Annotated in this window: 16 protein-coding genes; 8 read left to right on the forward strand and 8 right to left on the reverse strand. The window is 48.2% G+C overall.

Going from position 1 to position 13,208, the window contains the following annotated elements:
* Positions 1-6 precede the first annotated feature (6 nt).
* The gene (locus ACBP46_RS13095) at positions 7-636 is read left to right on the forward strand and encodes a hypothetical protein (RefSeq protein ID WP_371017160.1); all 630 of its coding nucleotides are present in this window, start codon (positions 7-9) and stop codon (positions 634-636) included.
* Here ACBP46_RS13095 and ACBP46_RS13100 read toward each other — a convergent pair.
* The 4 genes from ACBP46_RS13100 to ACBP46_RS13115 all read right to left on the reverse strand — a co-directional run bounded on the left by ACBP46_RS13100 (position 561) and on the right by ACBP46_RS13115 (position 2,902).
* Positions 561-851 carry a LuxR C-terminal-related transcriptional regulator gene (locus ACBP46_RS13100; RefSeq protein WP_371017161.1) on the reverse strand — a complete coding sequence of 97 codons (291 nt, stop codon included), beginning with the start codon at positions 849-851 and terminating at the stop codon, positions 561-563. The genes ACBP46_RS13095 and ACBP46_RS13100 overlap by 76 nt on opposite strands.
* A gap of 112 nt (positions 852-963) precedes the next feature.
* The gene (panC, locus tag ACBP46_RS13105; protein ID WP_371017162.1) at positions 964-1,806 is read right to left on the reverse strand and encodes a pantoate--beta-alanine ligase; all 843 of its coding nucleotides are present in this window, start codon (positions 1,804-1,806) and stop codon (positions 964-966) included.
* A 21-nt stretch (positions 1,807-1,827) separates the two neighbouring features.
* Positions 1,828-2,667 carry a segregation and condensation protein A gene (locus ACBP46_RS13110; protein ID WP_371017163.1) on the reverse strand — a complete coding sequence of 280 codons (840 nt, stop codon included), beginning with the start codon at positions 2,665-2,667 and terminating at the stop codon, positions 1,828-1,830.
* 43 nt (positions 2,668-2,710) lie between these two features.
* Positions 2,711-2,902, reverse strand: a complete 192-nt coding sequence (locus tag ACBP46_RS13115; protein WP_371017164.1) for a DUF3460 family protein — start codon at positions 2,900-2,902, stop codon at positions 2,711-2,713.
* A gap of 50 nt (positions 2,903-2,952) precedes the next feature.
* On the opposite strand from ACBP46_RS13115, the gene ACBP46_RS13120 reads away from it, so the two are divergent.
* Both ACBP46_RS13120 and ACBP46_RS13125 read left to right on the forward strand, forming a co-directional pair.
* The gene (locus tag ACBP46_RS13120) at positions 2,953-4,395 is read left to right on the forward strand and encodes a DHA2 family efflux MFS transporter permease subunit (protein ID WP_371017179.1); all 1,443 of its coding nucleotides are present in this window, start codon (positions 2,953-2,955) and stop codon (positions 4,393-4,395) included.
* 59 nt (positions 4,396-4,454) lie between these two features.
* Positions 4,455-4,790: a zinc ribbon domain-containing protein YjdM gene (locus ACBP46_RS13125; RefSeq protein WP_371017165.1), complete on the forward strand. Its 336-nt coding sequence runs from the start codon at positions 4,455-4,457 to the stop codon at positions 4,788-4,790.
* Between the two features lie 102 nt (positions 4,791-4,892).
* Here the strand turns inward: ACBP46_RS13125 and ACBP46_RS13130 are convergent, their stop codons facing one another.
* From ACBP46_RS13130 to gpmA, 4 genes are all read right to left on the reverse strand, one after another.
* Positions 4,893-5,651: a HesA/MoeB/ThiF family protein gene (locus ACBP46_RS13130; RefSeq protein WP_371017166.1), complete on the reverse strand. Its 759-nt coding sequence runs from the start codon at positions 5,649-5,651 to the stop codon at positions 4,893-4,895.
* A gap of 11 nt (positions 5,652-5,662) precedes the next feature.
* Positions 5,663-7,147 (reverse strand): S41 family peptidase, encoded by a 1,485-nt coding sequence (locus ACBP46_RS13135; RefSeq protein ID WP_371017167.1) that lies wholly within the window; start codon positions 7,145-7,147, stop codon positions 5,663-5,665.
* 76 nt (positions 7,148-7,223) lie between these two features.
* The gene (locus tag ACBP46_RS13140; RefSeq protein WP_371017168.1) at positions 7,224-8,765 is read right to left on the reverse strand and encodes a murein hydrolase activator EnvC family protein; all 1,542 of its coding nucleotides are present in this window, start codon (positions 8,763-8,765) and stop codon (positions 7,224-7,226) included.
* A 7-nt stretch (positions 8,766-8,772) separates the two neighbouring features.
* Positions 8,773-9,519, reverse strand: a complete 747-nt coding sequence (gene gpmA, locus ACBP46_RS13145; RefSeq protein ID WP_371017169.1) for a 2,3-diphosphoglycerate-dependent phosphoglycerate mutase — start codon at positions 9,517-9,519, stop codon at positions 8,773-8,775.
* A 102-nt stretch (positions 9,520-9,621) separates the two neighbouring features.
* Here gpmA and ACBP46_RS13150 point away from each other — a divergent pair, with 102 nt between their 5' ends.
* The 5 genes from ACBP46_RS13150 to ACBP46_RS13170 are packed head-to-tail and all read left to right on the forward strand — an operon-like array spanning position 9,622 to position 12,911.
* Positions 9,622-10,029, forward strand: a complete 408-nt coding sequence (locus tag ACBP46_RS13150; RefSeq protein ID WP_371017170.1) for a rhodanese-like domain-containing protein — start codon at positions 9,622-9,624, stop codon at positions 10,027-10,029.
* Between the two features lie 25 nt (positions 10,030-10,054).
* Positions 10,055-10,312, forward strand: coding sequence for a glutaredoxin 3 (gene grxC, locus ACBP46_RS13155; protein ID WP_371017171.1), 258 nt, complete (start codon positions 10,055-10,057; stop codon positions 10,310-10,312).
* A gap of 45 nt (positions 10,313-10,357) precedes the next feature.
* Complete coding sequence (gene secB / locus ACBP46_RS13160; protein WP_371017172.1) at positions 10,358-10,852, forward strand: protein-export chaperone SecB; 495 nt, start codon at positions 10,358-10,360, stop codon at positions 10,850-10,852.
* The gene (locus tag ACBP46_RS13165; protein ID WP_371017173.1) at positions 10,852-11,907 is read left to right on the forward strand and encodes an NAD(P)H-dependent glycerol-3-phosphate dehydrogenase; all 1,056 of its coding nucleotides are present in this window, start codon (positions 10,852-10,854) and stop codon (positions 11,905-11,907) included. The genes secB and ACBP46_RS13165 overlap by 1 nt, the downstream gene beginning before the upstream one ends.
* An 11-nt stretch (positions 11,908-11,918) precedes the next feature.
* Positions 11,919-12,911, forward strand: coding sequence for a Bug family tripartite tricarboxylate transporter substrate binding protein (locus tag ACBP46_RS13170; protein ID WP_371017174.1), 993 nt, complete (start codon positions 11,919-11,921; stop codon positions 12,909-12,911).
* Positions 12,912-13,208 lie beyond the last annotated feature (297 nt).

A 13,208-nucleotide genomic window follows, 5' to 3' on the forward strand; every position in this document is an offset into this window, starting at 1 on the left:
TTTCTGATGAAACTTCGCATCACTCGCCCTCTGGCTTCGCTTTCTGCCGTGCTGCTAGTCGGGCTGGTTGCAGGCTGTGCCCAACCCCCAACTCAACAGCATTCAGGACGCGCTAGCACCCTAACCGACGCCCAAGAAAAAGCACGGGGTCAACGCGATGGTTCCAAAAACAAAGGGGCGTCTCAGGTTGCAATTGGCTTTGGTGATAAAGGCAATATGGCACATACAACCGACTTACCTAAAGGGGGCATTCGCGAAATCTACGAAGCCAAAACCTTTTTAGGTACTATTTCTTGTGCGGCGACCCAAGTCAATTGTTCCCCCATTCAATTTACCGTCACTCTTAGCCCAAGCGGCGCTTGGCGTATGCGTGCCACGGAAGCATCTACCGCTGCTGGCAAGGCCGCAGTAGCTCAGGGCTGCTGGCATCAAATTGGCACCGAGCCCACCCGTATTTTGTTAGAAACCATGCAAGAAACGGTATTAGCTGACCTAAGCTTTGTTCACGATCAACAGCTACGCGTCAATGTGTTTAATTACGTTACCCCTACTCTAGAGACTCATTTAAGCAGGCAACAGGACATTGATGGCATTGACGAGCTACAAAACCAAACGGGTCCAGTATGTCGTTCCTGATCCACTCTAGAGCGATTCGCTTCCAGCAACTGCACAAGCTCTAATGCATTACGAACACGAAGCTTTTGAAATAAGTTAGCTCGATGGGCTTCCACCGTACGCTGTGAAACAAACAAATCACCAGCAATACGTTTATTTGCTTTGCCCAGCACTATTTCAGTGGAAACCTGTTGTTCCATAGGCGTCAAAGCACTAACTAAAACAGCGGCAAACATAAAAAAACTCCTCCTTAATACTTAGCAATAGCTATTTTAAGGAGGAGTTTTTTTATTGATAAGCTCTCAATTGTTGCGGCGTATAAACCCGTAGTGAGAGAAACAGCAAGCTTTAAACTTCTAGGTTATCGATTAAACGGGTCTGCCCAAGACGTGCAGCACCCAAAGCCACTAACGGCTCTCCGTCAGCCACCTGATTTTGAGTGGGATTCAGTAAATCGCTTTGCCGACGCAAAGATAAATAATCCACTGACCAACCTTGTTGTTCAAGCTGTTTAACTGCCTCTGCTTCGATTGCCGCCACATCGGTCTGCCCAGCTAACACTTGAGCACGCACCGCCTGCAAACAAGCATAAAGCTGAGGGGCCTGAGCTCGCTCTTGCTCGCTAAGGTAGCGATTGCGAGAAGACATAGCTAAGCCATCGGCTTCCCGTACCGTTTCATGCGCTAAAATTTCAACCGGTAGTTGAAATTGACGGCACATCTTACGTATTACCATTAATTGCTGATAGTCTTTTTTCCCAAACACGGCCACACGGGGCTGAACACAGGAAAACAATTTCATTACTACCGTACTGACCCCATCAAAGAACCCAGGACGTACCTCACCCTCGAGGATGTCGCCTAAACCTGTAGGTGGTTGCATCTTGAAGCTTTGCGGTTCGGGGTACATTTCTTTTTCAGAAGGCGCAAACAGCACATACACATCGCGTGCTTTTTCTAATTTCTCTATGTCTTGAGCCAATGTGCGAGGGTATTCAGCAAAATCCTCGTTGGGACCAAACTGCAGTGGATTCACAAAGATACTGGCAACCACCGGGTCACCATGCTGACGAGCCAACTTCATCAGAGCTAAATGGCCCTCGTGCAAATTTCCCATAGTGGGTACAAAAGCAATGCGCGACTGTCCTTGTAACTGATCACGTAACTCTTGGATAGTATGTACAACCTTCACTCGGAACTCCGATGAAAAAAATTAAGCCGCAACAGTAGGTTGCGTATAAGCCAATCGTAAATAAATGGGCGCATAGGGCTCGGCCTGAGTCAATGCCACCAACGACTCTTTAGCTAGTTCAAGCATAGCTAAAAAGTGCACCACCACTACCGCTGCTGCATCGGCAGTTGTTTGCTCTAACACCTCATCAAACAACTGATTAAACTCTAAAAACTCATGATTAGACAAGCGTCGTAAGATTTGGCTCATGTGATCACGCACCGACAGCTGCTCGCGAGTAATGGTATGTGACTGATGCAGCGTGGCACGTTGCATAATGCCTAGCCAAGCTTGGCGTAAATCATCTGCACACACATCGGGAAAAACCTCTTCAATGTGCAAATCCACCTGCACTGCGCTAAGCTCAAAATCTCGCTCTACCCGAGGTAAATCCTCAAGCGCTAAGGCCGCACGTTTCATTTGCTCATACGCTAGCAAGCGGCGTACTAGCTCTGCCCGCGGATCTTCAACCTCTTCGCCTGTATCCGCTTTTTTAACAGGCAATAACATGCGCGACTTAATCTCTATTAAGAGTGCTGCCATTAATAAGTATTCGCCCGCTAACTCTAGGTGCGTTTGCCGGATCTGCTCCACATAGTCTAAATACTGCTTTGTAACTTGAGCCATGGGAATATCGAGCACATCCAAGTTTTGTTTGCGAATTAAATACAACAAAAGATCAAGCGGGCCTTCAAAGCTATGCAAAATGACCTCGAGCGCCTGCGGCGGTATATAAAGATCATGCGGTAAGCTAAACAAAGGCTCGCCATACAGACGAGCAAAAGCCTCCTTAGGCTCTAAGGAAGCATCGGGTTCTAGCACCGGGGTACTTAACGTATCGTCCACCCCTTATGACACGCAAAAACTAGGGGTTTTGGTAATACACATAAGGATCTTGGGGCACGTTAGCTGCTTTGTAACCGTCTTGAGCCTCTTGATCAATAGGTTTGTCCCATAAGCGTCCCCGTCCTTCACGTTGTTTGGCTTCAGTCTCTGGATGCTGTTTTTTGAAATTGTTTAGGAACTGGGTGATATCAGATTCGTAATTCTTTGCCATAATGGGGTGTAAAGAAAAAATTGAACATACACACAGTGTACTGCAATCCTATGCCAACCGAACAGCTTCCCTCACAATCTACTTCTCAACTGTCAGCCCGTGAACGCCAAGCCATACGTATTATTCCGTATATAGTGGGCTGCGCTTTATTTATGCAAATGCTTGACGCAACAGTGGTCGCCACCGCGCTGCCCATGATGGCCCAAGCTTTAGGCACCGATGTGGTCCGCATGAACACCATTATCACCAGTTATTTATTGGCGGTAGCGGTGTTTGTTCCTATCAGCGGGTGGGCCGCAGATCGCTTTGGTGCACGACGGGTTTTTATTGCCGCGGTTTTACTCTTTACACTTAGCTCTGTGGCCTGCGCGGCGTCACAATCACTACCACAACTGATTGCTGCGCGTATTGTTCAAGGGATTGCTGGAGCCATGATGGTGCCCGTTGGCCGCATTATTATGTTGCGCCGCGTACCTAAAGAGGAGTTATTGGGGGCCATGGCGGTATTAAGCTTACCGGCTTTGCTTGGGCCAATCATAGGGCCACCCGTAGGTGGCTTTTTTGTCACCTACATGAGCTGGCATTGGATTTTTTTAATGAACGTGCCAGTAGGCATTCTGGGCATTGTTTTAATTTTAAAATTTATACGCATAGATGTAATTGATGAAAAACCACCCTTGGACTGGTTTGGCTTTATTCTTAGTGCAACCGCTTTGGCGTGCTTGGTGATTAGCTTTGAGTCCTTTGGGCACAGCGAATTCACCCCCCTAGAGCTCACTGTACTGCTAAGCACAGGTGTAGTTACCGCACTTTGGTATGTATGGCACGCACGCCATACCGCTTTTCCTATCTTAGATTTATCGCTACTAAAGACCCGCAGCTTTGCTGTCTCTATTTTAGGTGGCAATTTATGCCGCTTTGCATTGGGCTCAGTGCCATTTATGTTGGCGATATTATTGCAACTAGGCTTTGGCCTAAGTCCAATGACAGCAGGGCTGGTTACCTTTACCAGTGCAGTCGGTGCATTGGTGATTAAACCATTAGCCCCAGCCATTATTCGCCGTTTTGGCTACCGCACAGTATTAATGTATAACGCGCTGTTAACAGGCTTTTTTATTGCAGTTTGCGCCGTGTTTAATGAACAAACCCCGCTATGGCTCATTTCATTGGTCTTAGCAGTAGGCGGCTTGTTTAGGTCTTTACAATTTACCGCCGTCAACACCCTGACCTATGTGGATCTCAGTCAAAATGCCATGAGCCGAGCCAGCTCATTTGCTGCTATGGCACAACAGCTGGGCATCAGCTTGGGGGTAGCTTGTGCAGCCATTACTTTAAATATCAGTATGCAGCTACACGGAAATACTAGCGTAAATCAAAATGATTTGTTTTGGGGGTTTATAGTCATGGGGCTGTTAACGGCGTTATCTTTTTTCTCTTTTAAACGCTTGCCTCTGGTCCAACCAGATTTCACCTCCAAGCCAGAAAAGGAGTAGAATTGAAGCGATTTTTATTTAATTACCTCTAATTTCGCTTAAAAAGCAAAAAGGACTCCATGAATACAATTCCTGCTTGCCCTCAATGCGGTATGGAACACACCTACCCTGACCAAGACCACTACATTTGTCCAGATTGTGCGCACGAATGGCCCATGCAGGCTGAAACTCAAACCGAAGACACACCCATAGTCCGTGACAGCAACGGCACCCCGCTTCAAGACGGTGACGATGTATTGCTCATCAAAGACTTAAAAGTAAAAGGCTCCTCCACTAACCTTAAAAAAGGTACCAAAGTACGCGGCATTCGTATTATTGAAGGTGACCACGATATTGCTTGTCGCATTAACGGCACCCCTTACGAGCTGAAATCCGAGTTTTTGAAAAAAGCCTAAACAGGGTGGGTGGGGCTAGCTCCCACAGGCCCAGCCTGCTCAAAACAAAACGGCCGCGATGCAATGAGATCGCGGCCGTTTTATTGTGTATTTAGTTAAAAGCTATGTAGCAGAGCCACACACGCTGCATTTTGGGTCTTTACGAAAGCGTACAGTATGCCACTGCATGGTTAAGGCATCCACACTTAACAAGCGCCCTACAAGGGGCTCTCCGAACCCGCCAATCACTTTTAATGCCTCGGCGGCTTGAATGCTGCCCACCATCCCTACCAGTGGCCCTAAAACGCCGGTGGTAGCACAACGTAACTCTTGCACGTCATCGGCTTCGGGAAATAAGCAGTGATAGCATGGCGCTTGGTCATCACGTAAATCGTACACACTAATTTGCCCCGCAAAACGAATCCCCGCCCCCGATACAATGGGTACACGATGACGAACGGCAGCACGATTAATAGCATGGCGCGTCGCAAAATTATCGGTGCAGTCCAGCACCACATCGTGCTGCGGCACTAAACGATCCAAATCGGCATCAGACAAACGCTGCGCCAATGGCTCTATGCTGATTAATGGATTTAAGGCCTGCAGAGTTTGTTGTCCCGACTGCGCCTTGTTTAGCCCAACCCGTTCGGAGTTATGCAAAATTTGGCGCTGCAAATTGCTAAGGTCTACCTCATCATCATCGACGAGGGTGATGTGGCCCACCCCTGCTGCTGCCAAATAATACGCAGCGGGCGAACCCAAACCACCCGCCCCTATGATAAGAACCTTGGCAGCAGACACCTTTTCTTGGGCCTCAATGCCATACTCATCCAATAAAATATGACGAGCATAGCGCATGAGTTGTGCATCATCTAACGACATACGGTCTTTTACTATTGAATCGGTTGCACACCTTGAGGGGTGATACGGAAACGCTGTACCTCTTCGGTATTAGTCGTTTTTACTGGGCTTTTTTTTTCAGCATCTGCTGACTGTATTGCCGCATCCTCTGATTCCGCTTGAACTAAAGTGGGGTCCGTTTTTTTAACAGGACGCCCCTCTAGGTGGTTGACGGCCTGACGCAATTGAAAATCGTCATCGCCCCCAAACTCAAACATCTTGGGGTCTTTAACATAGGTTTCATCTGCACCTAGCACAGACTCGTCCTCTACCACGGCATTGTTTAGGTGACGTTGAAGATCGGCTTCGCGAGGAATACGGAATAGATTGCCATTAGGCGTATCATCCACATACACATCGGGCTCGACACCCGTTACCTGAATGGATTTGCCACTGGGTGTGTAATAAAGTGCTGTGGTTAGCTTAATACCAGCCTCGGCACTAAGCGGCAACACGCTTTGTACAGAACCCTTGCCAAAACTGCGTGTGCCCATTACCGTGGCACGACCGTGATCCTGCAACGCCCCTGCCACAATTTCTGATGCCGAAGCAGAACCCGCATTAATTAACACCACAATAGGGATCTGTTTGAGCCAGTCCATTTGCTCTAGCAGTTGACGGTCGTTGCTGCCTAACACCTGAGTGATGGGCTTGACGTAATACTCACGATTGGATGAAGGGATACGCCCCTTGGTTGAAACCACCAAATCGCCACTGTTTAAGAAAGCCGAGGACACGCCAATAGCGCTGTCTAGCAAACCACCAGGATCGTTACGCAAGTCGAGCACCAAACCACGAGGAGCTTGACCATTGCTTAGGCTTTGAAGCTGACGTACTAAATCGGCCGCCGTGCGCTCTTGGAATTGGGAAATACGCACATAGAGTAAATCGTCATCTAAACGCTTGCCACGTACACTTTGTACTTTAATGTGGTCACGCACAATAGTTACTTTAAACGGCTTTTGTTCGCTACGCTGGATTTCAAGCTCGATTGAGGTGTTGGGCTGACCACGCATCATTTTAACCGCGTCATTTAATGGCATGTCTTTGGTGCTTTTACCATCAATGCCTACGATCACGTCCCCCGCCAAAATACCGGCCTTGGCAGCAGGGGTGTCTTCGATGGGTGAAATCACCGTCGGATAGCCGTTTTCATGACCGATTTCAATACCTAGCCCACCAAAACCGCCTTGGGTCATGGACTCCATGTCTTTAAACGCATCAGCGTCTAGATAAGACGAATGTGGATCAAGCTCGTTAAATAGGCCTTTGATTGCCTCGTTAATTAATGCTTCGTCACCCAATGGCTCGACGTAGCTGCTTTTGATCGCAGAATACACATTGGCAAACTGCTGCAGCTCACGCAAGGGTAAAGGCTCGCCTCGTTGAGCGACAGCATTGATCGCTAAGCTCGCCAACACGCCACCTACTCCACCAAGTACTAGTAATCCTATACGGTTTAGCCTACGAGTGCCCATGCACAAAGTCCTATTTATCTAAATTGAAAACACGCCTATATAGCGCACTATAGCGGAATTATAGACAGTTCGCTTTTTATTTGCTTAGCCAAAGCTGTGGATTTACCGGTTGACCATGATGGCGTATTTCAATATAAACGCCGGGATCGACCTGCCCTCCGGTAGCACCGACTCTAGCTATTGCATCACCAGTAGAGACGATATCTCCTACCTGTTTTAACACGCTTTGGTTATTACCATAAACACTTAGAAAGCCGGCCCCATGGTCCACAATTAATAAATTACCAAATCCTGACATCCAATTAGCAAAAACCACACGCCCTGGTGCAATGGCTTTTACTGGTGTACCCGCTGCAGCACGCAGCACAATGCCACGCCATGTGCCCCCATCGGGACGCTCGCCCCCGAACATACCTAATTGCTCACCCCGCACAGGAGGAGGAGCCCCTTTCTTTAAACCCGTAAAGCCTCCCGCTGGTTCGACGGGAGTTTTTGTCTGTGGTTCAACCTGTACGGGCTTTGGCTCTGGCTCTGGCTCAGCAGGCTGTGCCGGGGTATGAGCCAAAGCATACCAACGCGCTTCTTCTTTACGCGCCGCCTCTCGTTCGGCTGCTAACTGCTGATCACGCTCAAGCTGAGCCTGACGCAAAGCAGCCAAATCTGCTTCATTCTGTGTTTTTTGCGCTTGCTCTTGGCGCTGACGCAACTGTTCGGCTTGCGCTTTTGCTTCGGCAATACGTTGTTGTTCGGCCGCCAGTGCTTGTTGACGCTGCTCTTCAGCAACCCGCTTTTGTTCAGCCAAGCGACGCGCTTCTTCGGCTTTGCGACGTGCCTCTTCAGCCCGGCGGCGCTCCTCAGCCAAACGACGTAACTCGGCCTGACGGGCAATTTCCTTTTCTAAGCCGGTAATAAGCTGACCTAAACGCGCCTCATTGGCTGCTAAGTTTTGGGCTTGTTTTTGTTGAGCTACTAGCTCAGTTTCAATGTTTTTTAATACTTGCTCTCGCTCTGCTTGTTGCTTTTGCAACTGTTGTTTTTGTGCTTCAGTTTTCTGAGTGAGCTGCTGTAATTCGGTCTCATTTTTCTGTACGGCGGCTTTAAGCTGTTGTAGACGCTCTAGCCCTTTTTGCAGTTGTCGTACCTGATTGGCTTGGGCTTGATTTACATAACCTAAATAACCCAACTCGCGCTGAATTTCTTGAGGGTCATTGCCAGATAACAAAGCCGTCCACGGCGATAAGCCATTTGCATACTGACTGCGTAACTGCTCGGCCAATTGGGCTTGCCCTACTTGTTGTTGATGTTGTTGCTCTTTAATTTGATCGAGCAAATCGGCAAGATGGGATTGAACCTCAGTTTGACGCTGCTGCAGTGTGTTGAGCTCGCGATCAGTGCTAGAAATACGTGTTTCTACATCACGCAATGCTTGCGTTGCGTCTTTTTTACTTGTTTGCGTGGCCTCAATATGCTTTTGCAATTGATTAATACGCTGCTGAAGCTCAACACGTTGCTGTTGAGCTTCAGCCTGCTGCGCGCTTAGGTTGGTTTGGGCCCAAAGCAAGCTAGGGCCACAGACCATCAGTACACTTACCAACCCAACACGCATCATTTTTTTCATGGTTTTTTTATTTGGCCTTGCCTTGGTTAGCGACCTCGGCCATTTGGGCTTTGATAGCGTCTTCGTCACCTAAAAAGTAATGACGAATAGGTTTTAAGTTCTCGTCTAGCTCGTAGACCAAAGGTTGTCCGGTAGGCAAGTTCAAATGCACGATGTCTTCTTCGGAAATGTTGTCTAAGTGTTTAATCAAAGCACGTAAGCTATTGCCGTGTGCAGTAATCAACACATTACGACCCGAACGGATCGCTGGTGCAATGCTGTCATTCCAAAAAGGCACCACACGCTCGACGGTTTGAGCTAAACACTCGGTTGCTGGCAACTGCTCGGGTTTTAAATTGGCATAGCGTGGATCGTTTTTAGGATGACGTGGATCGTCTTCAGTTACGGGGTCTGGGCCAATCGCATAGGCACGACGCCACACCATGACTTGCTCGTCTCCGTACTTTTCTGCGGTTTCCGCTTTATTTAAACCTTGTAAAGCACCATAATGACGCTCGTTTAAGCGCCAAGTTTTACCTACAGGGATATGAACGCTATCCATGGTATCTAAAACAATCCATAATGTACGGATTGCACGTTTTAATACGGAGCTAAATGCGATATCAAAAGAAAACCCGTTGGCTTTTAAGAGCTCTCCGGCTTGTTTGGCTTGTTCACGACCTGCTTCGGTCAAGTCAACATCTGTCCAGCCGGTGAAACGATTTTCTAGGTTCCACTGGCTTTCGCCGTGGCGCATCAATACAAGTTTATACATGGTAAAAATAGCCTTTAGGTTGCAAAATTTTTGTCCATTATAATTAGTCGAAACAGCCCTTTAACACTTTTAATCTAAACTAAGTTTTACACAGGACTCATCGTGGACTTTTTAACCGATACCAACAATCTGCTGATACTCGTAGTGGCCTTTATTTCCGGCATGATGTTGATGTTCCCTAGCCTCTCTAAACGCGGAGGCCAGTTTCTATCTCCGAGCCAAGCCACACAAAAAATCAATCAGCAAAATGCAATTTTAATCGATATACGCGCAACGGACAGTTATAAAGCGGGCCACATTGCGCAATCACGTCATATTGAAGCGGCCGACCTCGTCAACAAGACTGAAAAAATAGCAAAAGATAAACCCATTATCTTAGTCTGCGATTCTGGACGCAATGCCTCGCGTCAGGTAGCCACATTGCGTAAACAGGGCTTTAATGATGTTTCCGTTCTAGAGGGCGGCCTTATGGCTTGGACTCAAGCCGGCTTACCTCTTAAAAAATCATAACTTTACTCACTAAAAGGCATGACTCATGGCTAAAGTTACAATGTATTCCACTGTGGTTTGCCCATTTTGCACTCGTGCAGAAATGTTGTTAAAACAACGGGGTGTAACAGAGATCGAAAAAATCTTTATTGATAAAGATCCTGCTCAGCGTGACATTATGATGGAGCGCACCAAACGTCGTACCGTGCCACAAATTTACATAGATGATAAGCATATTGGTGGTTACGACGATTTAGCCGCATTAGATCAAGCAGGAGGCTTGGTCCCCCTGCTTTCAGCATAACGGCTTAGTTAACCTTATCACTTTCTACCCCTAAAGGAATGTCTCATGGCAGAGAACCAAGAAAACCAAAACGCAGGCTCTACAGAACAAAGCGCCTCGCCCGTATTCAGCTTACAGCGCACCTACGTTAAAGACCTATCGTTAGAAATGCCCAATGCACCAGAAATCTTTCTAGAGCAAGAGGCCCCTACTGTTTCTGTAGAAATTAACGTTAGCGCTCAGCGTTTAGCCCAAACCGTCTTCGAGTCCGCAGTGACAGCCACTGTAACCACACGCGTCGAAGACAAGGTGCTTTACTTGGTTGAAGCCACTCAAGCAGGTATTTTTGAAATCGACAATATTCCTGCCGAGCAAATGGATCCGCTCATCGGTATTGTATGTCCAACCATGCTGTACCCTTACCTACGTGCTACCGTTGCGGATGCGATCAACCGCACCTCGCTACCCGCTCTGCATCTTAGCGAAGTGAACTTCCAAGCACTTTACGAGCAGCGTGCTGCTGAACAGTCCGGTGCTGCAGCAACAGAACAGGTTCAGTAATGACAGCGTTTGCCCTATCTTCTGTACCCGTATCCGTACTTGGCGCAGGCAGTTGGGGCACCGCTTTAGCGGCGCTCGCCAGTCAGCGTGCCTCAACAAAAATTTGGGCACGCAGTACTCATAGCGCCGCACAAATTAACGAGCAACATCAACTTCCACACTACTTACCTGGCATTCATCTGCCTACGCAGTTACAGGCCACAACCCATTTTGAGCAAGCCCTAGCCCACGCGTTGGGAAACGACACCCAGGCCGGCTTGATTATTTTAGGTGTGCCGCTGGCTGGTCTGGCCGAGCTTTGCCAACGTATTAACGCTCTACTGCCCTCTACACGGCAACATCCGCTTTTTCTTTTACGCACTAGTAAAGGCTTTGACCCAGTAACAGGCCAGCTGCCTCATCAGATTACCGATCAACACCTACGCGCAGCGCCTTGGTTACATACCGGCACACTTTCGGGCCCGTCTTTTGCTCTAGAGGTCGCCCAAGGGCTTCCTTTTGGTTTAACAGTAGCCAGTCACTCACAAACACTCTGTCAAACCACAGTGGACATTTTTCATGGTCAAAGTGCGCGTATTTATAGCAGCACAGACTTATTAGGTGTAGAAATTGGCGGGGCGCTAAAAAATATTATTGCAGTAGCCTGCGGCATTGCGGATGGACTTCAGTTGGGCACCAATGCCCGCGCTGCCCTTATCACCCGAGGCCTTGCAGAAATTCAACGTTTGGGCGTGGCATTAGGTGGCGAAGCTGCCACCTTTATTGGCTTAACGGGTTTAGGGGATCTGGTCCTCACAACCACTGGCGAGCTCTCTAGAAACCGCCAAGTCGGCTTAGCTTTAGCTAAAGGCCAACGTCTTGAGTCCATTCTTGCTTCTGGTTTAACGGCCGAAGGCGTGCGTTGCGCCCAAGCCGCCTATAAACTAGCCCAACAACACCAGATCCAAGCCCCCATTACCGCTGCGGTCTGTGATGTATTATTTAATGGCTTAGCTCCACAACAAGCAGTGCAGCAACTCCTTGCGCGCGATCCTCGTTTAGAAACCTCACTGTAAAAAAATTAAATATGCTGACTCACTTACCTAAAAAAATGCTGGCCGTACTAGGCAGCGCTATGCTTTCTTTATCACTAAGCGCGGCTGCAACAGCGGCAGACTGGCCCACCAAAACCATTCAAATGGTGGTCCCTTTTCCAGCTGGCTCTTCACCTGACATCTTGGCACGCACCCTAGCCGAACCCATGTCTAAAGAGCTTGGTCAAACCATTATCATTGAAAACAAACCCGGCGCAGGCGGCAACATCGGCACACGCTACGTCAGCCAAGCCAAACCTGACGGTTACACCCTGCTATTAACCATTAATGGCCCCATGGTAACCGCACCCACTTTATACAAAAATACACTGGGCTACGACCCACTCAAAGACCTACAGCCTATCTCTTTGGTTGGTACCAGTCCCAACGTGCTAATCGTTCCAGCGGACTCCCCTGCAGAAAATATTGAGCAGTTCATTGAGCTCGCCCAAAAAGAAAAGGGTAAATTAAACTATGGCTCCGTCGGCGCAGGCAGTGCCTCTCATCTGAGCATGGCTATGCTGGAGCACGAGGCCGATATAGAATTAGCTCATATCCCCTATAGCGGCTTTCCACAAATCATTGCTGGAGTGATTGCAGGCGACATTGACGCAGCATTCATGGTCCCTGGTATTGCCATGCCCCAAGTTAACTCTGGCAAAATCCGCGCTTTGGCCGTCACCAGCCTAGAGGAAAGCGACCTAGTCCCTGGCCTAGCTCCTATTGCTGCGGATGAAAAATACAAAGGCTTCGAGGCCATTTCCTGGGATGCGCTTTTTGTACCAACCGGTACCCCCGATGATATTGTGCAACGCTTGAATCAACTGACTCAAGAGGTCATCGCTCGTCCCGATGTTCAAGAAAAAATTCGTGCTTTGTATTTCACTCCTGCAGCCTCTAGTCCCGAGGACATGACTGCTTTGATTCAGTCAGAAAAAGAGCGCTGGGATGCGGTGATTGAGCGTCTAAACCTAACGTTAGATTAATTTTTCTAGGCATTCCTAGCTTGATTAAGCTAAGGTTTTTGAGCTGCGGCAATTACTGTCGTGGCTCTTTTTTTATCTATTATCTAACTGCATTAACCGTTTATTCCTGCATCTTAATGGCATGATCTATCGGCCTTAGCCATTTGCTCTTGCATCATGATGGCATGATCTAACGGCATTAACCATTTGCTCCCGCATCCCAGCTCAGCATAACGCTCTCACTAGGCAGTGCTCGCTCACTAGCGTTCGCTCCGCGCTGAACCGTTCGATCGTTAGTCTGAGCTGTGCTGAAATCAG

Source organism: Paenalcaligenes hominis (assembly GCF_041359055.1).
GTDB lineage: Bacteria > Pseudomonadota > Gammaproteobacteria > Burkholderiales > Burkholderiaceae_B > Paenalcaligenes > Paenalcaligenes hominis_A.